This window comes from Microbispora sp. H10949 (genome assembly GCF_014161435.1).
In the GTDB taxonomy this organism is placed as follows: Bacteria; Actinomycetota; Actinomycetes; order Streptosporangiales; family Streptosporangiaceae; genus Microbispora; species Microbispora triticiradicis.
In genome coordinates this window covers 118,304-139,593 of sequence record NZ_JABBWZ010000002.1, presented here as the reverse complement: position 1 = coordinate 139,593, position 21,290 = coordinate 118,304, and the positions used below count along the sequence as shown (strand labels likewise).

At 70.2% G+C, this 21,290-nt stretch carries 15 protein-coding genes and 1 pseudogene; 9 read left to right on the top strand and 7 right to left on the bottom strand.

Annotated elements, in window-relative coordinates; translation table 11 throughout:
- Window positions 1-194: 194 nt before the first annotated feature.
- Window positions 195-1,778: an FAD-dependent monooxygenase gene (locus HHX40_RS04835; protein ID WP_182879595.1), complete on the top strand. Its 1,584-nt coding sequence runs from the start codon at window positions 195-197 to the stop codon at window positions 1,776-1,778.
- Window positions 1,779-1,781: 3 nt separating this feature from the next.
- Here HHX40_RS04835 and HHX40_RS04830 read toward each other — a convergent pair whose 3' ends face one another.
- Together HHX40_RS04830 and HHX40_RS04825 are read right to left on the bottom strand one after the other, a co-directional pair.
- The gene (locus HHX40_RS04830) at window positions 1,782-3,059 is read right to left on the bottom strand and encodes an MFS transporter (RefSeq protein WP_220498722.1); all 1,278 of its coding nucleotides are present in this window, start codon (window positions 3,057-3,059) and stop codon (window positions 1,782-1,784) included.
- A 108-nt stretch (window positions 3,060-3,167) separates the two neighbouring features.
- Window positions 3,168-4,100: a nitroreductase/quinone reductase family protein gene (locus tag HHX40_RS04825; RefSeq protein ID WP_182879593.1), complete on the bottom strand. Its 933-nt coding sequence runs from the start codon at window positions 4,098-4,100 to the stop codon at window positions 3,168-3,170.
- A gap of 572 nt (window positions 4,101-4,672) precedes the next feature.
- Between HHX40_RS04825 and HHX40_RS04820 the strand changes: the two genes are divergently transcribed.
- From HHX40_RS04820 to HHX40_RS04805, 4 genes are all read left to right on the top strand, one after another.
- Window positions 4,673-5,221: a GNAT family N-acetyltransferase gene (locus tag HHX40_RS04820; RefSeq protein WP_182879592.1), complete on the top strand. Its 549-nt coding sequence runs from the start codon at window positions 4,673-4,675 to the stop codon at window positions 5,219-5,221.
- A 105-nt stretch (window positions 5,222-5,326) separates the two neighbouring features.
- Entirely contained in the window at window positions 5,327-7,177 is a 1,851-nt protein-coding gene (locus tag HHX40_RS04815) for a flavin monoamine oxidase family protein (protein WP_182879591.1), read from the top strand.
- Between the two features lie 98 nt (window positions 7,178-7,275).
- Window positions 7,276-8,301, top strand: coding sequence for an ATP-binding cassette domain-containing protein (locus HHX40_RS04810; protein ID WP_182879590.1), 1,026 nt, complete (start codon window positions 7,276-7,278; stop codon window positions 8,299-8,301).
- On the top strand, window positions 8,298-9,134 hold the full coding sequence (locus HHX40_RS04805) for an ABC transporter permease (protein WP_182879589.1): 837 nt from the start codon (window positions 8,298-8,300) through the stop codon (window positions 9,132-9,134). Before HHX40_RS04810 ends, HHX40_RS04805 begins: the two co-directional genes overlap by 4 nt.
- 1,731 nt (window positions 9,135-10,865) lie before the next feature.
- On the opposite strand, the pseudogene HHX40_RS36290 reads toward HHX40_RS04805, so the two are convergent.
- Window positions 10,866-12,056: pseudogene (locus HHX40_RS36290) on the bottom strand (ATP-binding protein); the annotation flags it as partial.
- A 646-nt stretch (window positions 12,057-12,702) separates the two neighbouring features.
- On the opposite strand from HHX40_RS36290, the gene HHX40_RS04795 reads away from it, so the two are divergent.
- Together HHX40_RS04795 and HHX40_RS04790 are read left to right on the top strand one after the other, a co-directional pair.
- The gene (locus tag HHX40_RS04795; protein WP_182879588.1) at window positions 12,703-13,284 is read left to right on the top strand and encodes a hypothetical protein; all 582 of its coding nucleotides are present in this window, start codon (window positions 12,703-12,705) and stop codon (window positions 13,282-13,284) included.
- Between the two features lie 281 nt (window positions 13,285-13,565).
- Window positions 13,566-13,784, top strand: a complete 219-nt coding sequence (locus tag HHX40_RS04790; protein WP_133306196.1) for a hypothetical protein — start codon at window positions 13,566-13,568, stop codon at window positions 13,782-13,784.
- 88 nt (window positions 13,785-13,872) lie between these two features.
- Here HHX40_RS04790 and HHX40_RS04785 read toward each other — a convergent pair whose 3' ends face one another.
- Window positions 13,873-14,694, bottom strand: coding sequence for a 5'-nucleotidase C-terminal domain-containing protein (locus tag HHX40_RS04785; RefSeq protein ID WP_182879587.1), 822 nt, complete (start codon window positions 14,692-14,694; stop codon window positions 13,873-13,875).
- 539 nt (window positions 14,695-15,233) lie between these two features.
- On the opposite strand from HHX40_RS04785, the gene HHX40_RS04780 reads away from it, so the two are divergent.
- Window positions 15,234-15,716, top strand: coding sequence for a DinB family protein (locus HHX40_RS04780; RefSeq protein WP_220498721.1), 483 nt, complete (start codon window positions 15,234-15,236; stop codon window positions 15,714-15,716).
- A 770-nt stretch (window positions 15,717-16,486) separates the two neighbouring features.
- On the opposite strand, the gene HHX40_RS04775 is transcribed toward HHX40_RS04780, so the two are convergent.
- A complete protein-coding gene (locus HHX40_RS04775) occupies window positions 16,487-16,666 on the bottom strand; it encodes a hypothetical protein (RefSeq protein ID WP_169949634.1) in 180 nt (59 codons plus the stop codon).
- A gap of 253 nt (window positions 16,667-16,919) precedes the next feature.
- Between HHX40_RS04775 and HHX40_RS04770 the strand changes: the two genes are divergently transcribed.
- Window positions 16,920-20,066 carry a hypothetical protein gene (locus HHX40_RS04770; protein ID WP_220498720.1) on the top strand — a complete coding sequence of 1,049 codons (3,147 nt, stop codon included), beginning with the start codon at window positions 16,920-16,922 and terminating at the stop codon, window positions 20,064-20,066.
- A 373-nt stretch (window positions 20,067-20,439) separates the two neighbouring features.
- On the opposite strand, the gene HHX40_RS36285 is transcribed toward HHX40_RS04770, so the two are convergent.
- The gene (locus HHX40_RS36285) at window positions 20,440-20,601 is read right to left on the bottom strand and encodes an HAD hydrolase-like protein (protein ID WP_259403292.1); all 162 of its coding nucleotides are present in this window, start codon (window positions 20,599-20,601) and stop codon (window positions 20,440-20,442) included.
- The gene (locus tag HHX40_RS04765) at window positions 20,583-21,086 is read right to left on the bottom strand and encodes an HAD family hydrolase (protein ID WP_310737946.1); all 504 of its coding nucleotides are present in this window, start codon (window positions 21,084-21,086) and stop codon (window positions 20,583-20,585) included. Before HHX40_RS04765 ends, HHX40_RS36285 begins: the two co-directional genes overlap by 19 nt.
- Window positions 21,087-21,290: the final 204 nt, after the last annotated feature.

The following is a 21,290-nucleotide window of genomic DNA, read 5'->3' as shown; positions in this document are numbered from 1 at the left end:
TCTCACCGATCCAGTTCCAGGAGCGCCGGAACGGCCGTACTCGGGGTGAGTGACGTGCCGTGTCTCCGGCACGCCGCCCGGCCGTTCCCCATCCCCTGATCCGCGGGCACCGTCGTACACCGGCGCCGCCCGGTGGATGCGCCATGCCCGAAATCGACAACTTCGTCATGCACGGAAAACCAGGAGGAACCACCATGACCGTCGACGTCCTGATCGCCGGAGCCGGGCCGAACGGGCTGATGCTCGCCTGCGAGCTGAGCCTGGGCGGCGTACGGCCGATCGTGCTGGAGCGTCTGCCCGATAACACCAAGGAGAACCGGGCCAACGGGCTGGTCGGCCAGGTCGTGCGGGCCCTCGACCGGCGCGGCCTGTACGAGCGCCTCAGCGGCGGCGCCGAGCCGCCCCGGCCGAGCCCGGCCTTCGTCTTCGGCGCGCTGCCCCTGGAGCTGAGCAGGCTCGACGACAACCCGATGTACGGGCTGGCGGTGCCGCAGCGCCGGGTGGAGCAGGTCCTGGAGGAGCGCGCCCGGGAACTCGGCGTGGAGATCCTCCGCGGCCACGAGCTGACGGGGCTCGCCCAGGACGATGACGGGGTCACGGTGGAGGTCACCGGACCCGATGGCCCCTACACGCTGCGTACCCGGTTCCTCGTCGGCGCGGACGGCGGACACAGCCGCGTCCGCAAGCTGTGCGGCATCGGCTTTCCCGGAGTGACCAGGGACGGCTCGGTCTCCGTCGGCGCGCACGTCACCGTGCCAGTGGAGCTGGTCGACGCGGCCACCGGCGGGTTGAACGTACCCGGTTACGGGCTGATCCCCCCGTTCATGCACCACCGCACCGATCACGGCCTGTTCGTGTGGGCGCCGTTCCCCACCGGAACGCTCGTGAACACCACGGAGTGGAACCGGGACGGCGGCGGCGACCGGCCGCCGACGCTCGACGAACTGCGGGAGAGCGTACGCCGGGTGCTCGGCGCCGACCTGCCGTTCGGCCCGCCCGAGGGGGACGGCCCGCACCTGCTGCGCCGCCTGAGCGGCGGCAACACCCGCCTGGCGGAGCGGTTCCGGGACCGCCGCGTGCTGCTGGCCGGCGACGCCGCCCACGTGCACAGCGCGATCGGCGGCCCCGGCCTCAATCTGGGTCTCCAGGACGTGGTCAACCTGGGCTGGAAACTGGCCGCCGAGATCCGCGGGTGGGCGCCGCCCGGCCTGCTCGACACGTACGAGACCGAGCGGCGGCCGGCCGCCGAGCGCGTCGTCATGCACACGCAGGCCCAGTCGGCGCTGATCGCGCCCGGGCCGGAGGTCACCGCGCTGCGCGTGCTGTTCACCGAGCTGCTGCGGGACGAGCGGACCATCAAGCACATCGCCGACATGATGTCCGGCGCCGACATCAGGTACGACCTCGGTGGGGACCACCCTCTCGCCGGCCGGCCCGCCCCCGATCTCACGCTGGAGACGGAGACCGGCCCGGTACGGCTGGCCGAGCTGACCAGGGCGGCCCGCCCGCTGCTCCTGAACCTGACGCCTGACGCGGCGCCGGACGCCGCGCTGGACGGAGCGCTGGAGGGGTGGCGCGACCGCGTCGACCTCGTCACCGGCAAGGCGGACCGGGACGCCCCTGCCGTGCTGCTCGTGCGGCCCGACTGCTACGTGGCCTGGGCCTCCGACTCGCCCCGGCTTGGCGATAAGGAGCGTGACGCCCTGCGCGCGGCCCTGACCGCCGCGTTCGGCGCCCCTTCCGGCACCTCTTCCAGCGCCGGGAGCCGAGAGGGGTGAACGTCAGCCCGCGGCGCCGGACAGCTCGGGGTTCGGCTGCCGGATCGGGGTGAAGAACGCGGCGAGCGCGATCAGCAGGCAGGCCGCCCCCGCCAGCAGGCAGACCACCGCCACCCCGTGGCGCTGCGCGCCCCAGGTCAGCACGGCCGCCCCCGCCGGCCCGAGCGAGAAGTGGATGGTCCAGAAGGCGGAGGTGACCCTGCCGAGCAGGTGGTCGGGGGTGACCTGCTGACGCAGCGACATCGAGGCGATCCCGGCCACGCTGACACAGCCGAGGTAGACCGCGGCCGCCACCGCGGCCCCCACGACACCGCCCGACGCGCCGAGCCCCACGACGGCGAGCCCGGCGACCGCGATCGCCCCGATCCAGGACGCGCCGAACCCCAGCCTGCGGCGTACGGGGCCGACGAGGAGCGAACCGGCGACGGTGCCGAGCGCGGCGACCGCGAGCACGGCTCCGACGGCCCCGTCCGACCGGCCGAGGTCGTGCTTGAGGTGATAGATCAGCACGTCGGTCAGCCCGAGGGTCAGGAAGATGAAGAACGACAGCAGCACGGTCAGGGCGCGCAGCACCGGCTGCCGCCACAGGAAGCGGGCCCCGGCGAGCAGCTCCCGCCAATGCCCCCGGGCCTCCTGGCGCTCCTGGTCCTCGCCGGCCTCCCCCGCCCCCGACACCTCCGGGGCCGATGCTGACGGCCGACGCCCGAACCTGATCAGCATTACGCCGAGCGCGGAGATCCCGAAACTGGCCGCGTTGACCGCGATCGCGGCCGTCGGCCCGGCCCAGCCCGCGACCACCCCGGCCAGCAGAGGCCCGCCGATCCCCGCCGCGGCGGACGTGGCGCCGAGCCGCCCGTTCGCTTCGGTGATCCGGCCTGGCTCGACCAGGTTGCGCACCACCGTGACATACGTGACCTGGAAGACCATGCCGATCGCCTCGGCGGCCGGCAAAACCACGTAGAGCAGCCAGATCTTCGGCCCGAACGCCCAGGCGACGGGCACCATCCCGTACAACGCCATCCTGGCGAGGTCGCACCAGATCAGCAGCCGCCTGCGGTCCAGCCGGTCGGCGAGGATCCCGGCGAAGACCCCCGCCGCCACCGACGCCGCGCTCGCGAGGCCGGTCAGCAGCCCCATCCGCGCCACCGACCCGGTCACGTGCAGCACGAGCAGCGGGACGGCGATCAGGGCGAACGAGTCCCCCGCCACCGACAGCGTCTGCGATCCCCAGAAGACCATGAAGTTCCGGTCACGCCACAGCGGTGATCCTTTCCCTTCCACCTCCGTCATGCTGCCGCACTGAGCGACGCCGGGGGACCCGCGCTCGGGAACCGTACGGTCCCCGAGCGCGGGAGGAGCGACGCAGCCGCCGTTCGGGCGGCGCGACCGTCAGTCCTCCAGCGCGGCCGGCGCACGGAACGGCGGCGCGTCGGGCACCGGCGGAAACGGGATCAGCGCCAGGACCGGGAGGAGCGACCGCTCCTCGTCGTCCAGGTGCGCCCGCAGTTCCTCCGACATACGGTCGAGTTCCGCCATGAACCGCCGGGGTTCGGCCGTGCCGATCCCGTCCAGCAGGGCGACCAGCTCCCCCTGGACGCGTGCGATCACCTGATGCTGCTCGCCGAGACGGTCGAGGGCGTCGCGCAGGTGGGGATGCCGGTCCGCGAGCGTGGGAAAGACCGCGGCGTCCTCACCCCGATGATGGAGCGCCAGCCCCTGGCAGAACGCCAGGCAGTGCTGCCTGAGCCGCAGCCCGAGCCCGAGGTCGCCCCGCTCTGCCCCGCTGTGTGCCTGCGCGGTGAAGTGGGCCTCGGCCTCCTCCCGTACGTGCCGGAGCTGGGCGCGCAGCCAGGCGTGGATCTCCAGCAGCTTGCCCGCCATGGTGGTGACGTCCTCGGGCACCTCGGCGGGCACCTCCGGGCGCTCCAGCACGACGACCGGCAGGGTGCGGGCCGTACGCGCCTGGTAGTCGCCGTATCCCGGGGCCACCCGCACGACGCGCTCGAACAACCGCTCGCGTGCCGCGCCCTCGGCCGGCACCGCGATCGCGTCGAAGACCTCCTCTCCCACCTCGACCCGTACGGCCGGACGCGCGAGCAGGTTGTGATACCAGGCGGGGTGGCGTGGCGCGCCACCCGCGGACGCCACGACCAGCAGCAGGTCGCCGTCGCGGACGTAACCGAGCGGAACGGTGTGCTCCTTTCCCGACTTCGCGCCGACGGTGGTCAGCAGGAGCAGGTCGCCGCCTTCGAAAGGGCCGCCGACCCTGCCGCTGTTGGCGCGGAACTCGTCGATGACGGACTGGTTGAACGATTCGGGCACTGGATGAACTCCAAGAGATCGAAAAAATGAACACGAAGACGGGCGCGGTGACGGCGCGTACCGGCATGCCGCTCGGGGCACACCCGCGCGCGGAAAGGCCGGCAGGCGGAGACTCCCGGACGTCAGAGGACCGGAAAAGGACCGGATCGACGGCACGGCGCTCACCGTGAGGAACGACGGCTCACGAACGGCGGCACACGAACGACAGACCGGCGGACGACGGCGGACGAGCGGTCGTGGCCGACGGCGGCGTGGGAGTGCGCTCGCCCGTGGCGTACACGGGCGCGGCGGCTCAGCCGCGACGTGCGAGCACGGAGCGCGGCGTCAGGCGGGAGATGCGGAGTGTGTACTCACAGCGGAGGTCCCTTCACGAAGGTGCGGCCCGGCTGCCGATCGGCCTACCGCTGCCTCCCTGGGGCAGCGTCCATTTGATCGGCGCCACGCGGCACGCCGATCATTAGAACCGGCCCGTTCTCCCCCTGTCAATGCGGTCGGATCAGCCCCGCAGTTCCAGCGCCGGCTCGTCGTGGACGCGGAAGCGGAGAATGTTTCGATTCGGAGAAGGAGACCGCATGGCGGATCAGACCACCTCGATCCGGCTCGTCCGGGTGGACGACGCCGAGATCATCGCCGCGCATCGGGCCCGCGACAGGCGGGCGTACGCGCAGTGGGAGCCCGCGCAGCCCGACGAGTTCTACACCACGGCCGGGCAGCGGGCCCGCATCGAGAGGCTGCTCGCCGACCATCGCCGGGGCGACCGGTGGCCCGCCGTCATCGTGGCCGAAGGCGAGGTGATCGGCCAGGTGACCGTGAGCACGATCCTGCGTGGCCCCTTCGGCAAGGGCTTCCTCGGCTACTGGGTCGCGACGGCCTGCCAGGGCCGAGGGCATGCGACCCGAGCGGTGGGCCAGACCCTCGCGGTGATGCGCCGGGACCTCGGGCTGCGCCGCGCGGAGGCGCACACGCGGCTGGAGAACCTCGCCTCGCAGCACGTGCTGCGCGCCAACGGCTTCCGGCCCTGGGGGATCGCCCACGCGCACATCCTCGTCGACGGCGCGTGGCGAGACGAGATCTTCTGGGAACGGCTGCTCGACGAGGAGCCGCCCTTGACCCGCGCCTGACCATTTCCTGGGACACCAGTTACCTTTTCGCGGCGCGTCGCGCGTCGCCGCACGGCCACGACTTCGAAACTCACTCTCCGCAACCATCACGTGGAGGAGGAGTTCGTGGTCACAATCGACCGGCGAGGATTCGCCAAGCTGGCCGGGCTGGGCGCGGTGACGTCCGTCGTCAGTCCGTCCCTGGGCACGGCCGCCCCCGCATCGGCGGCGCGGGCGCCGTACGCGGGAGAGCGCCGGCAGACCTGTCTTCGGGTGGCGCGCGATCTCCTGCTCGTGGAGGAGAACGGCACCGACCTCAAGCACCGGTACCTTCAGGTGCTGATCGACAAGGGTCTCCCCCGGGCCCGTACGTCCAAGAGGGTGCTGGTCGTGGGGGCCGGCATCTCCGGCCTCGTGGCCGCCACGCTGCTCAAGCAGGCGGGGCACCGGGTCACCGTCATCGAGGCCAACGGGAACCGCATCGGCGGCCGGATCAAGACCTTCCGCACGGGGTTCCGCGACCGGCGCCAGTACGCCGAGGCGGGGGCGATGCGCATCCCCGACTTCCATCCGCTGACGCTGGCGCTGATCGACAAGCTGGGGATCACCCGCCGCCCCTTCTACAACGTGGACGTGACGCCCGGCGTCCCGCCCAAGGGACCGGTGCCGCCGGTCGTCTACACCTCGCGGCAGGGACAGGTGTGGCGGTCCGCCCCGCCCAAGGGCGACTTCACCGCTCCGCCGCGGATGAACCACACGTTCGTCCACGTGAACGGCGTCACCCAGCGCCGGGACGAGTACGCCGCGGACCCGCGCAGGATCAACGCCACGTTCGGGCTCAAGGACAGCCGGACCGCGGCCCGGATCCTCGACGAGGCACTTGACCCGGCGAGAGACTACTTCTCCGTGGTCCGGGGCGGCGACCGGGTCGACAAGCCGCTGCCGGAGCTGGTCGACGGCTGGGCCCGGCTGCTGCACGACTTCGACGGCTACTCGATGTACGCCTACCTGAAGGAGCACGCGAAGCTGGGCGACGAGGCGATCGACGCCATCGGCACGCTGGAGAACCTGACCTCCCGCCTGCCGCTGTCGTTCATGCACACGTTCCTCACCCGCAGCCTCGTCAACCCCGGCGTGACCTACTGGGAGATGGCCGGCGGCAGCGGATCGCTGCCGTACGCGCTGGAGCCCGGACTGCGCGACGAGATCCGCATGGACCGCAGGGCCATGCGCATCGACACCTCCGGCCGGGGCGTGCGGATCTCGACCGTCAGCGAGGCGGGCAGCACCGAGGACGAGTTCACCCGGCAGGGGCGGCACGAGACGTTCGAGGGCGACGTCGCGATCATCACGGTGCCGTTCTCCGCGTTACGCCACGTCGAGATCGCGCCGGCCCTGTCCTACGCCAAGCGCCGCTCGATCATGGAGTTGCACTACGACTCCGCGACGAAGGTGCTGCTGGAGTTCGGCAGGCGGTGGTGGGAGTTCACCGAGGAGGACTGGAAGCGCGAGCTCGGCGGCCGTTACCGCCCCGGGCCCGTCACCCACGTGACGGGCGGCGGATCGGTCTGCGACAACGCCAACCGGTTCATGTACTTCCCCTCGCACCGGGTGCCCGGCAGTGAGGGCGGGGTCGTGCTGGCCAGCTACTCGTGGGCCGACGACGCGACCCGCTGGGACTCGATGGACGACGAGGAGCGGTACGGCTACGCGCTGCGCGGGCTGCAGGAGGTGCACGGCGACCGGATCGCGGAGTTCTACACCGGCCACGGCCAGACCCAGAGCTGGATGCGCAACCGCTATGCCTTCGGCGAGGCCGCGGTCTTCACCCCCGGCCAGATGACCGAGATCCACCCCGCCATCGCCGTCCCCGAAGGCCCGCTGCACTTCGCCGGGGAGCACACCTCGCTCAAGCACTCCTGGATCGAGGGCGCCCTGGAGTCGGCCGTACGCGTGGCCCTGGAGGTCAACGCCTGACCCGTACGCCTTCGGTGTCCCCGGCGGGGTGAGGGCAGCGGCAACCGGTGAAACCTGGTCGAAGGCACCGTGAAACCCGGGCCGCCGAGAGTGATGCCATGAGCATCACAGAATTCCGACCTTCCGGGGGCGGCCCGTCCGCGGCCGGGGGCACCGATCTGGCCGTGCGGGTGAGAGGGCTCGTGAAGACGTTCGGCGAGCACCGCGCCGTCGACGGCATCGACCTGGACGTGCGTTCGGGTGAGATCTTCGGCGTGCTCGGCCCGAACGGCGCCGGGAAGACCACGACGCTGCGCATGCTGGCCACCCTCCTGAAGATCGACGAGGGCCGTGCCGAGATCTTCGGGGTCGACGTGGCCGGCAACCCGCACGTGATCCGGCAGCTGGTCGGCGTCACCGGGCAGTACGCGTCGGTCGACGAGAACCTGACCGCCCGCGAGAACCTCTGGCTCTTCAGCCGCCTGCAGGGCGTCGCCGCGCCCCGTGCCCGGAGCGTCTCCACCGAGTTGCTCGGCCAGTTCGGCCTGGAGGACGCCGCCGACAAACCGATCTCACAGTTCTCCGGCGGCATGCGCCGGCGTCTCGACCTGGCGGCCAGCCTGATCACCAGGCCACCGCTGATCTTCCTCGACGAGCCGACCACCGGTCTCGATCCCCGTACGCGCGGCCAGATGTGGGACACCATCCGCGGTCTGGTCGCCGACGGCTGCACGGTGCTGCTGACCACGCAGTATCTGGACGAGGCCGACCAGCTCGCCGATCGCGTGGCCGTCATCGACCACGGCCGCAAGGTCGCCGAGGGCACCCCCGACGAGCTGAAGACCGCCGTCGGCGACTCCACCCTCCAGTTGCTGCTCGCCGACCCTGGCGAGGTCCCCGCTGCCGTGGAGGTCGTACGGCGCGTCCTCGGATCCGAGCCGGTCCTCAGCCCGGAGAAGGGCCGCCTCAACGTCGCCCTCGACCAGGCCGACCTCGCCGCGGACGTACTGATCGCGCTGCGCTCCGCCGGGGTGTCGATCACCTCGGTGAGCGTGGACAAGCCCAGCCTGGACGAGGTGTTCCTGGCCCTCACCGGCCACGGGACGGACGGGGACGCCGAGAACGGCAAGAAGGAGAACCGATGAGCACCGTGATCGCACCCTCCCGCGAGGTGGTCCGGGCCGCCGAGCGCGTGGCGGCAGCCCGGCCGCGTGTCTCCGTCGGGGACACGTTCAGCCAGACCCTGATGATGGCGTGGCGGGCGCTCAAGAAGATGCGCCGCAACCCGGAGCAGTTCTTCGACGTGGCGCTGCAGCCGCTCCTGTTCACGGCCATGTTCGCCTTCATCTTCGGCGGCGCCATCGCCGGCGACGTGGCGAGCTACCTTCCCCTGATGATCCCCGGCATCGTCGCCCAGACGGTGCTGACGACGTGCATGGCCACGGGCACCCAACTCCGCGAGGACATGGAGAAGGGCGTCTTCGACCGGTTCAAGTCGCTGCCGATCGCCCGGATCGCGCCGCTCGCCGGCCCGATGGTCGCCGACCTGCTGCGCTACACGATCGCGGCCACGCTGACCTTCGCCATGGGCCTGGTGATGGGCTACCGCCCGGACGGCGGGCCGGCCGGAGTGCTCGCCGCGATCCTGCTGGCGGTCGTCACGGGCTGGTCGCTGGCGTGGGCCTTCACCTGGGTCGGCACGATCGCCCGGAGCGCCCAGGCCGTGCAGGGCATCTCGATGATGATCCTGTTTCCGCTGACGTTCCTGTCGAACGCGTTCGTCCCGGTCGAGACCCTGCCCGGCTGGCTGGCCGCGTTCGTCCGGATCAACCCGGTCTCACACCTGGTCACGGCCACCCGCGACCTCGCCAACCACGCACTCGTCAGCGGAGAGGTGGGCTGGACGCTCCTCGCGTGCGCCATCGTCATCGCGATCTTCGCGCCGCTGTCGGTTCGCAGCTACAAGCGGCACATGTGACGTTCGTCCGTCGCGGCCGAAGACCTGCTCGACGAGGCTCCGCGCCTCGGGGAGCAGGTCCGCACCGCGCCGATCGCCGTACTCGGCCCGGACGGCGGCGAGCGTCCCGGGCGCGGCCCGCTCCGCGTACGGCTCTATCAGCTCGATGGCCATGCTGGGCATGCTGTTGTGGTACGTGAACCGCTCGGCCAGCACCAGCAATCCGATCGCCTCACGGGGAGCCATCGCTCCCCGCAGCAGCCCCCAGGCGCCGAGCCCGAAGAGCACCGTGCCGCACAGCGGGTAGTCGAAGGCGGGGTCGTCCACGCTCCACAGGGCAGGGCCCAAGGCGTCGGAGAAGGACCCCTCCAGGGCCAGCGGGTTGTAGCCCTGGGCGATGGAGAACAGCGTCTCGCCGTACCCGGCGTCCTCCGGCGACGCGTGGTGCGCGTACGCCGTGAGGGCGACCGACACCGCGATGATCACCCACGGCGTCTCCGCCGGCTGGTTGCTCTTCGGCAGGCGCAGGTCACGCGCCCGCTCGACGGCCAGGCGATACTCCCTGAGCGCGGCGGCCGTCTCGCCGCGGGTGAGGGCGAGCTCGGCCGAGCACATCGAGGCGATCGCCGACACTCCGAGCACCGCCTCTCTGGCGTTGATCCTGGTGATCTCGGCGAGCTCGGCCTCGGCGGTGCCGAGATCGCCGCCGGCGAGGGCGGAGGCCAGCAGCACCGTACGGAGCTGGGTCTCGTCCTCGGTCGCTGCGAGCCGGTGCAGCACCGGAATGGCGGTTCGCGCGTGCTCGACCGCCCCCCGGTGATCGCCGCGCCGCATCACCAGATGGGCGAGCGCGGCGTGCAGGATCGCGGCGAGCCACGGCCCGTCGTCCACGGGCAGCATCGTCAGGGTCTGCTCGGCGGCCTCGATCGCCCCGGTCACGTCTCCCGCGTTCTCCAGGATGTAGACGCTCATCTGCGTCGCCATGGAGGCGACGTGCCGGTCGCGGCTCCGGCGCAGCTCCATCAGCCGACGGTGTATCTCGGCCCCGTCGCCCGTATGACACGCGAACAGCACCGTGGCCATCGCCGCCAGCCGGGGGTCGGTCGTGGGGCCGACGGGCAGCGTCTGGATGACGTCACGTACCGGGTCCACCCGCCGATCGGTGACCATGCTGTTCATGAGTGTGATCAGCATGGCGCCCCTGGTCACCTCGACGAGGTGCGGGGGCGGCGTCCAGGCGGTGACCACCTCACAGATCGCGTCCAGGTGGACGAGGAGCCGGGAGTGCTCACCGCGGATCGACCACAGCGCCCCGAGGCCGGCCAGCAACTGGACCGTCGCGACCGGATCGGCCTCGCCGAGTGCCTGCCGGAGCAGATCGGCGAGGTTGCCCTCCTCCGCACGCATCGCGTCGACCGCCGCGAACTGCGCCGAGGTGAACATCGCACTGCCGTTCTCGACGGCGTACGCCGTCGCCCAGGCCCGTTGCGCCGCCTGGGCGTCCGCCTCCTCGCCCGCCTCCCTCAGCCGCATCCGCCCGAACTCCCTGACGGTCTCCAGCATCCGGTAACGGAGACCGTACGTCGTCTCGGAGAGGCTCAGCATCGACTGCTCGGTCAGCGCGGCCAGGACGTGCAGGGCGTCCGGGCCGAGCACCTGCTCGGCCGTGGCCAGCGTGAAGCCGTCGCCGAACAGCGACAACCACCGGAGCGCCCGCCGTTCCGGCTCGTCCAGCAGGTTCCACGACCAGTCGATGACCGCGAGCAGCGTCTGGTGCCGGTCGGGGGCCGTACGGTTCCCGCCGCGCAGCAGGGCGAACCGGTCCGCCAGCCGCCGCGCGATCTCCTCCACCGACATCACCCGCACCCTGGCCGCGGCGAGCTCGATCGCGAGCGGCAGCCCGTCGAGGCGGGCGACGATCTCTTCGGCCACGCCTTCGTCGATCCGTACGCCGGGGCGGGCGGCGGTGGCGCGCTGGCGGAACAACTCGACGGCGTCACGCGCCGGCAGCGCGCCGAGCGGATAGACGCGCTCGGCCGGGATCGACAGGGCGGCGCGCGAGGTGGTGAGCACCCGCAGGTCGCGGGTCGTCACGGTCAGGAAACCCACCAGGTCGGCGACGGCCTCGATCACATGCTCACAGTTGTCCAGGATGAGCAGCGCCGGGGCCTGGCCGAGATGCTGGGCGATGCGGGCGCGGACGTCGGAGCGCTGCTCGGCGGTCAGGGTACGACGCCCCCTGACCGAGTCACGGACCCCGAGCGCCGAGCCGACCTCGCCCACCACGCCCTCCGGCGAGGAGACGCCGACGAGCTCGACGAAGTGCGCGACGGGCTGCGCGGCGTTCCTGCCGACGATGTGGGCCAGCCGCGTCTTGCCCAGCCCTCCGGGGCCGATGATGGAGACCACCCGGTTGGTCCGCAACAGGGCGTGCACGGCTCGGATGTCGCCGTCGCGGCCGAGCAGCGAGGAGCCGTCGAACAGGATGCCCTCACGCACCGGCCGGTCGGCGACGAGGAGTTCGGCGTACACGCGGGTGAGCTCGGGCCCGGGTTCCGCGCCGAGCCGCTCCACCACGGCCGCGCGATACCGCTCATAGCGCTCCAGCGCGGCGGCGGCACCCCGTACGGCGGCCTCACTGCGCAGCAGGCAGGCGAGCAGTTCCTCGTCGTGCGGCCGATCGGCGGCGGCCTCCTCCAGCAGCGGCAGCGCGCCCTCGTGCGCGCCGCTCCGGCCGCGCGCGATCGCCGCCACCCGTCGCGCCTCTGCCGCCCACCCAGCCGCGGCGCCCCTGAGCTCGGCCAGCGGGCCCGTCGCGCCGTCCGATCCGCTCTTCCCGAGATCGATCGCCTCTTCGGCGCGGCTGCGCGCGAGCGCCACGTCGCCTTCGCCCAGCGCGGCGCGTGCCTGCTCCACCAGCGCGGCGAGCAGCAGCGCGTCCACCTGGTCGGCGGTGAGCCCGAGCCGGTAACCACGCGGAATCCGGACCACGACATCGGCGTGGGTCGCCGCCCTGGTCCGCGAGACGACCACCTGCAGCGCCTTCGCCGGGTTGGCCGGCGCCTCCTCAGGCCACAGCTCCTCGATCAGGCGCTCGTCACGAACCCCCGCACGCCCGTGCGTGGCGAGCACGGCCAGCAGGGTCTGCGCACGGAAGCCGACCACGCGCGCACCCCGCCAGCGGACGCCGTCGAGCAGGACGAGTTCAGGGGACACACCTTCAGCTTACGGACGAGCCCCCCTTGACGAGCGTGCCCGCGCGCATCTCGCGGCGACCTGGAGGACTTCGTCGTAGCCCTCCCCCACCATTGCCGCATATCGCGACCCCTCGGCGAACGTGCCGTCGCGACTCTGAAAGCGTGGAAGTCACTGCCGAAGAGAGGGCTCGACGAGAACCGCGTGTCATCACGAAGAGGCATCTTTTCCCCGGAAACTTCTGCAACCCGCGGGACACACCTAAGCTTGGTTTGATCGACTCAGGCCACAGATCAGGCGAGGCGCAGTGGGTAGAGCCGAGTGGTCCGCACTCGCCATTGGAATCGCCGGCGTTCTGGCGGGGATAGCCGGGGCTTTCGCAAGCAATCAACGCGTGAAAGTTCTCCTCAGTCTACTGGCCGCATTGTTCATTCCCGCCGCCATCGTGATCGCTGTCCTGGGTCCCGAAGAGCCAGGCACCGCGCCACCGCCCACCCCTTCTTCGGCCACCGGCCCACTGAATGCCCTGTCGCAGACGCCACCCTCCTCGCCGCCTCGCCGCACGGCAACGGACACCCGCGTGGAAACCAGCGATCCCGCCGTCTACTACGACGGAGTGAGCAGACTGCCCGGGTCGGTGGATCTGGACCAAAGCCCGATGGTGGTTACGGGAGACCACGGCATTCTCGATCTCGATTTCACCGATCAGCGGTCTTTACACCTCGGAGACGGTGTGCGAGGCACTCCACTCATCGACATTCTGCCCAGAGAATATCCCTACCGTGAATGCGTCGACCTGCTTCGCCGAGAGGGCGCAGGACAGAGGGATTATGGAGAATACACAAATCTGTCGACTTCGTCCAAGGCCTTCTGTATTGAGACCCAGCACGGCCGCATCGCCTATGTGCTGCCGCTTCCCCATCTGTACGAGGCACCGATAGTGAAAGTGGTCACGTGGGACAAGGAGCAGGATTGAAGGCCCTGCGTCTCCACTCCATCGGGTCCTCAGAGTGCTCTCAGCGGCGTTGGCCGCCCCGTGGTGTTCTGTGACCGGCCTGGCTGCGCGAGCGCCGGCGGACCGTCAGCCCCCACGTTGATCCACGGAGGATTCGCAGGGAAAGTTTCAGCGCATGCTCGGTATCGCCGCAGGTCGCCTCGCAGGGAAACCACGGCGGCGAACATGAACTGTACTGATATCACCCGCACTGCAATGCTTCCAGCGGAAGTCCGGCACGACATCCACTCCAAGGAGGGTAAGTGCGGAAACTCAGATCTTTGGCCGTCGCCGGCGCTTTGGTCAGTGGGCTGGTGGTCGTCGCCAACGCCGCCCCCGCGCACGCCGATACGCTTCGCAACGTCTACTACTACTCCTCCGACTGCTACCGGTACGGGGACTACGGCGTCCAGAACCACATGTGGAGCTGGTACCACTGCGATTACCAGTACAACTTCTGGTTCCTCTGGAGCGTCCCGTAAAAGGTCCTCCACGGCCGCGACCGGCTCGGGTCCACTGATCGCCGGGCGGAACGAATTCCACCCGGCGATCAGCTCGTTCACGTGATGCTCATCGAACGGTGACCCGGTCGCCGGCCGGTGCGCTGACCGGCGAGTTCTTCACCAGATAGGTGGCCAGGGCCCCTCTGTCGTCCGGGCCACCGCGATAGACGTTGGTGACTCCGGGCCATCGGGGGAAACCTTCGTAGCCGCCCACCAGGACGTAGTTGGCCGCGATTCTGATGACCTGGTCGTCGGCCACCGGAACGCCGTTCAACGTCAACTCGGTGACGGCGCCGCCCTCCAACGTGTAGCGGAGCGAGGACGACGGCGTGAGCACCCAGCCCTGCGCATTCGGGTAGGCGAGGACGGACTTCAGCGCGGCGCCGGTGATCTCCCACACATCCACCGCGAACCCGGCCGGAAGCGTCGCGAACACCTCCTCGTAGGTGACCGGGCCCGCGTCGAGGTCCAGGTGGAATCCGTACCTGCTGACCAGGGCGGCCTCCGCGCCCGACCGGGCCTGGACCGCGTCGAGGTTGGCATCGGCGACCAGTTCGGCCAGCGGGCCGCCGCTGGGCGTCCGGACGATGGGCTCGGAGGTCTCGCCGAAGGTCTCGTCCGCGCCGGCCACGCCGCACTCGAAGTAGTAGAGCTTGTTGGACACGAGACCGTCGGGCTGCCTGAGCTCGATCTGGACTGACGTCTGTCCTGACGTCTGTGTCTCGGGGTCCCATTCCCAGTCGAGCGTCGCGAGCAGGGCGGTGAAACTACCGTTGTGCTTGATGGGGGATTTGAGGTTCTTCCATTGCTCGGTGCCGACGATGCGGTATTGAATGAGTTGCAGGCCCGGAGGGAGTCCTTCGAAGGTCCCGTAGACCTTGAAGGTCACCGGACACTTCGACGCAGTGGTTCGCTCGAATGAGAGGGTGAGCTTCCGCACCGGATTTTCGGCCGATGCGAATTGGGCGGAAGCCGTACCCGAGAATGCTCGCTGGGGTGCGGCTTGTGCGGCGGGAACGAAAGCACCGGCCGACAGAACCGCGATTCCCGCCAGCCCTCCGATCCGACGCCCGGCCCTACTGGGTAATCCCACAGTCTTCCCATCTGTCGATGACGACAAGGACGAGCAGACCCTAGCCACGCCGACCGACAATTCCGCGCGCCGAATGAACCGGTAATACCGGCACGGCACCCGGCGAGACCGTGGCGGGTAATCGCGTCACGGTCGACCGACCGGGCTGTCAGGGCTCCGGCGTGGTACCCGCGGGCGGCCGGACTGCCGGCCAAGCGGCCAGAGCCAGTTTCGCGGAACGCCGGTGCCTGAAGGATGTCGGTCTCGCTTGCTACCGTTCGACACCTGCCGATGACGATGCCGCACGGCGTTTCTCGCCGACCCTTCATCCGGTGGTCAGAGAGAGTGAGGACCCGATGGATGACAGTGAGAAGGACACACTGCTGATGTTCCTGGAGGCGCAACGCGCCGGCGTTCTCGCCATCATCGAGGGACTGGACGACGAAGCCCTGACGACTCCTCTCCTGCCCTCGAAGTGGACGCCGCTGGGTCTCGTGGAGCATCTCGGCTACGCCGAGCGGCACTGGTTCCAGGAGATCGCGACCGGCTCCGCCGAGCCACTGTCCTGGCCCGACGGCGACGTGCCACTGACCACTCCGCGACCGCCATCCGAGGTCTTCGCGTTCTACCGCGACCAGTGCGAGCGGTCCAACGCGGTCCTTGCCTCCATGCCACTGTCGACGCCCCCGCGCGGACGTCACCCCGCTCCGCTCGGCGCCGAGATCACCGACCTGCGCCGGATCGTCCTCCACATGATCGAGGAGACCGCACGCCACGCCGGCCATCTCGACATCGTCCGTGAGCTCATCGATGGGAAGACGGGGCTCGGACCTCGATAGGGTGCGGGCGATTCCCCGAGGGCTTGCCCGGGAACCTTGACGGACCCGTTCGCGCACAGCGGTTTCGGCGGAAATCCCCAGCGGGCCACCCCGACCGACCAAGCACGGCGGACACTTTCAGTCCGACAACCGGGAGATGCTCTGCTGTCCAGATCCGCTGGAGCTTCACGAGTTCTTGGACCCCGTCATCCGTGTCCTCCCGACGAGGGATGCGCGCGTGCTACGCAAGAAGATCGGCGAACTCGGCGACCGCCGGCAAACGTACCTCTTGACCCAAGCACAGTGAACCGGTCGCGATGATGCGGTGCTGGCATATGCAGGCGGAGTACGGCGGGCGGCCCGAGCTGCCGGCGGCCGAGACCGGCCTCCGGGCCGCATGCTGAGGCCATTTCCGGCGCTCTGCCGGGGCAACGGAAGCGGGTGGCTCCCAGGGTGGCTCCCAGCGACGCCGAAGAGACCGGATGAGCCGCGAAAGCACAAGGCCCCTGACCGCGCGTGCGCTGATCAGGGGCCTGCCGTACGAGAGCCGCCTTGGGGAATCGAACCCCAGACCTTCTGTTTACAAGGGAAGGGCAGGTCCCTGGTTGATGGCTCACCGCCCTGCTCCGGCGATAGATGCGGGTTGGTGAGGTGTGATCGTGCAAGGGGCTGTTGCTGTACGTCGCTGCTGTACTGCAGTTGCCGAGGTGCGATGGTTGTCTCTCGGATCACCCAGCCCGGGAAGATAATTCTGTGGCCGCCCTCTCCCGGTGTAGGTAGTGGCCTGGTCACTAGTAGGCCGCGACGGCGGCAAAGTAGAGGCCGAGGCTGGTTGCCCCGGCGCTGGCGCCAGTGAGGATCGCCGGGGCGGTACCGACGCCGGAGGCACGGGCGACCAGGTACGCGGTGATCGCGATGTTGAGCGCGATGGACACCGCCAGCAGCAGGGACAGGATCTGTGCCAGGTTCATCCGAGGGCTCCCGAGGTCATTGGGTGAGCGGCCCTGTGGGTGCCAGGGTCCGGTGGATGAAGCCGAGGCTCGCTGTCCAGTGGGCCGTCCAGTAAGAGTCACATCGCAGGTCGGACACATCGGGGTGAGATGGCTGCTCGCGGGCTTAAAGTGAACGGCACCGGAAGGGCCGTTGCGGACGAGTGTCCAGGGGGCGGATTGGACACCCTGCCCGGACGTCCCTGTATCGCAGGCGAGTGGACGAGGACGGGACGTGATGGCACACGCTGCGGCCGGACCGGGCCAGGAGGACTACGCGTCGCTGATCACCCAGCTGGCTGCCTTCCGCAACGACTGGCTGAACCACCAGCCCTCAGACCACGCGCTGGCCAGGGCCGCCGGGGTGACGGTGACCACGATCGGCAACTGGCTGCGCGGTAAGCACTTCCCCCAGAAGATCGATTCACTGCTGGCGGTGCTGCGTGCGGTGCGGGTGCAGGCCGAACGGGCAGGGCTGGCCGGCGATCCCGCGGTGGCCGCCCTGCTGGATGAGGAGCGGTGGCGGGGTGTTCATCGGGCCGAGGCGGAACGCCGCGCCGACGGCACGCGTACCGCGGTGCAGGCCGCGCAGGGACGGGCTGTGCTGGAACAGCTCCAGCCGGGCTGGCCGCTTTCCGAGGTGACCGATCCGTTCCGGTTCAACTTGGAGGTGCACCACGCGATTGACGCTCCGATCGCCGGTCTGCCCCAGCTTCCAGCGTACGTCCCGCGCGAGCATGATCGGGCGCTGGGCGAGGTGGTGGCGGCCGCCGCCGCAGGGACCAGCGGTATCGCGGTGCTGGTCGGCGGGTCCTCTACCGGCAAGACCCGCGCCTGCTGGGAAGCCCTCACCCTGCTGCGGGAATTCGACCAGCCGTGGCGGCTGTGGCATCCCATCGATCCCACCCGCCCCGACGCTGCCCTCGCCGAACTCCACAACATCGCGCCGTACACCGTGGTGTGGCTGAACGAGGCCCAGTTGTACCTGGCGCCGGAGAAGGTGGGTGAGCAGGTCGCCGCGGGCCTGCGCGAGCTGCTGCGCGACCGGCAGCACCGCCCGGTACTGATTCTTGCCACCTTGTGGCCGGACCACTGGGACACCCTGAGCACCCGCACCAACCCTGATGCACATGCCCACGCTCGGGAGCTGCTGGACGGACACGACATCCGCGTGCCGGATGCGTTCACCGGGGCCACCCTGGATGCGCTGGCGGGCCTGGCCGGCGAAGATCCCCGCCTGGGTGAGGCCGCCGAGCACGCCGAGGATGGGCAGATCACCCAGTACCTTGCGGGGGTGCCAGTCCTGCTGTCCCGCTATGCCCAGGCCGTGCCTGCCACCAAAGAGCTGATCCACGCCGCCATGGACGCCCGCCGCCTCGGCGCCGGACTGCATCTGCCGCTGGCGCTGCTGGCCGACGCCGCACCCGGCTACCTCACCGACACCCAGTGGCACCAAACCGGCGAGGATTGGCTGCAAGGCGCCTTGGACTACGTCACCCGGCCTTGTAAGGGCATCCCCGGCATTCTGGTCCCGGTCAAGCCAGGCACCCCCCGCAACCAGCGCACCCGCCCGACCGCCCACCACACCGCCACGCGGCCACGGCCGGGTCCGCTGTACCGGCTGACCGATTACCTGGACCAGCACGGCCGCCGCCACCGCGCCGACCAGATCCCCCCCATCGACTTCTGGACCGCAGCCGCCGCCCACGCCCACCCCACCGACCTCACCGCGCTCGGCAACGCCGCCCGGGCCCGCGGCCTGTATCGCGACGCCGCCCAACTCCACAAGAAGTCCACCGACCACGGAGACCCGTACGCCGCCATCGCCCTCATCAGAAACCTGTACGCCCTGCACCCAGGCGACCACTGCCCTGCCACCTGGGCGGTCGACCACGCCGCCCTAAACGATCCGAACGCCGTGGCCTTCCTGCTGCGGGTGTTGCGCGGGGCCGGAGCGGATGAGCAGGCCGCCGCGCTGCTGGCCCGTGACCCCGCTGCCCACGCCCCCCTGGACGACCCGAACGCCGTGACCGTCCTGCTGCGAGCGTTGCGCGAGGCCGGAGCGGATGAGCAGGCCGCCGCGCTGCTGGCCCGCGCCGCTGCCCACGCCCCCCTGGATAACCCCTACGCCGTGGCCGACCTGGTGCAAGCGTTGCGCGAGGCCGGAGCGGACGAGCAGGCCGCCGCGCTGCTGGCCCGTGACCCCGCTGCCCACGCCCCCCTGGATAACCCCTACGCCGTGGCCGACCTGGTGCAAGCGTTGCGCGAGGCCGGAGCGGATGAGCAGGCCGCCGCGCTGCTGGCCCGCGCCGCTGCCCACGCCCCCCTGGACGATCCGAACGCCGTGACCGTCCTGCTGCGAGCGTTGCGCCGGGCCGGAGCGGATGAGCAGGCCGCCGCGCTGCTGGCCCGCGCCGCTGCCCACGCCCCCCTGGACGACCCGAACGCCGTGACCGTCCTGCTGCGAGCGTTGCACGAGGCCGGAGCGCACGATCAGGCCGCCGCGCTGCTGGCCCGTGACCCCGCCGCCCACGCCCCCCTGGACGACCCGAACGCCGTGGCCGACCTGGTGCAAGCGTTGCACGAGGCCGGAGCGCACGATCAGGCCGCCGCGCTGCTGGCCCGCGCCGCTGCCCACGCCCCCCTGGACGATCCGAACACCGTGACCGTCCTGCTGCGAGCGTTGCGCCGGGCCGGAGCGGACGAGCAGGCCGCCGCGCTGCTGGCCCGCGCCGCTGCCCACGCCCCCCTGGACGACCCGAACGCCGTGACCGTCCTGCTGCGAGCGTTGCACGAGGCCGGAGCGGATGAGCAGGCCGCCGCGCTGCTGGCCCGCGCCGCTGCCCACGCCCCCCTGGACGACCCGAACGCCGTGGCCGACCTGGTGCAAGCGTTGCGCGAGGCCGGAGCGCACGATCAGGCCGCCGCGCTGCTGGCCCGCGCCGCTGCCCACGCCCCCCTGGACGACCCGAACACCGTGACCGTCCTACTGCGAGCGTTGCACGAGGCCGGAGCGCACGATCAGGCCGCCGCGCTGCTGGCCCGTGACCCCGCCGCCCACGCCCCCCTGGACGACCCGAACACCGTGACCGTCCTACTGCGAGCGTTGCACGAGGCCGGAGCGCACGATCAGGCCGCCGCGCTGCTGGCCCGCGCCGCCGCCCACGCCCCCCTGGACGACCCGAACACCGTGACCGTCCTACTGCGAGCGTTGCACGAGGCCGGAGCGGACGAGCAGGCCGCCGCGCTGGCCGAGCAGCTTCCTGCCGCAGGGCTATTCGATGTGTTCCTTAAGACAGTTGATCACCAGGGGCGGTTTCGGTTTGGAAGGGAACCGAATGGAAACGCCGCTGCCGCTTGGGGGTGGGAGGACTTGGAGTAACCACAGGTCAGCATTCGGGTGTAGCTGTGCCGGTCGAACGCTGCCTATCTCATGGCCAGCTTCACGACCAATCGGCCTGAACTGTAGTGCTACTTGCGCGATCGGTTATATGCGCAGCGGTCGGAGTGCTCGCTCACACGCGCCAGCCAGAGGGCTTCACTCACCGGAACGAGTCGCTACGTCATCCGGTGCGAAGCCGACCCGGAGCGCAGGGCCGCCAGGGCCGAGCACCGGAAGCGACGCGGCAGTGGCCTTCCGCTTTTCAGGCGGAGCAATCGCCCTGCTCGCCCGGTCTGTGCCGAGGTCGGGGGTGCTGCTCGGATGTCGATGCGCGGTCATGGTGGCCGACGTTGTCGTCAGTGTTGTCGTCACATCAGCCGTGGCGCTGAAGAATCTCGATGGCTTGCAGTACGTCGGTAACCACGTGGTCGGCCTGGTGGTCGACTCCGGGCCAGGTTCCTCGATCGATCCAGACCGTCCGGAGGCCCGCGGCTCGCCCGCCGGCTATGTCAGCGGTCAGGTTGTCACCAACCATCCACCCTCGGCGAGAGCCACGCCGCAACGCTTGGCCGCGATCTCGAACAGGCCGACGTTGGGTTTACGGACGCCCTCCAGCCCCGACAGCGCATAGCCGTCGACGGCCTCGGCCAGCCCTGTCTGCTGGATCTTCCCAAGCTGGTTGTCCGCCGTCCCGTTGGTGACGATCGCAACTCGCCACCCGGACGCGCGTAGCCGAGCGAGCCCGCCCAGGACTTTGGGCCGGCAACACACGAGGTGCGGCATCCGCTGCCGGTAGCGACCCCACAACTCCTCCACCGAGTCAGGCAGAGCGAGGCGCTCGCGGATCTTGCTGAAGAACACCTCTCGGTGTGGGTAACCGCCCCGGTCAAGACCGATCAGCCAGTCGACCGCACCAGCCTCCAGCCGGTACTTCTCGGCGAACTCCTCAACCCACACCTGGAAGGCCTGGTCTAGGTCTATGAGGGTGTTGTCCAGATCGAAAAGCGCAAGTCGTTGCACGAGGACAACGTAGCCAGTCCCCGTGGAGCAGACCGGCAGACGGTATCCAGATGATCCAGTGGCAAGCAGGTCCGGGTCAGCAGCGGCCGCCAGGCGCGAGTACCGCAGTTCACGCGGCAGCCTATGAGCACCCGCTTTAGAAGAGCGATTGTCTGTCTGGCGATGTTCCGCTTTGACCTGGCAACACAGCACACGGAATCAAGA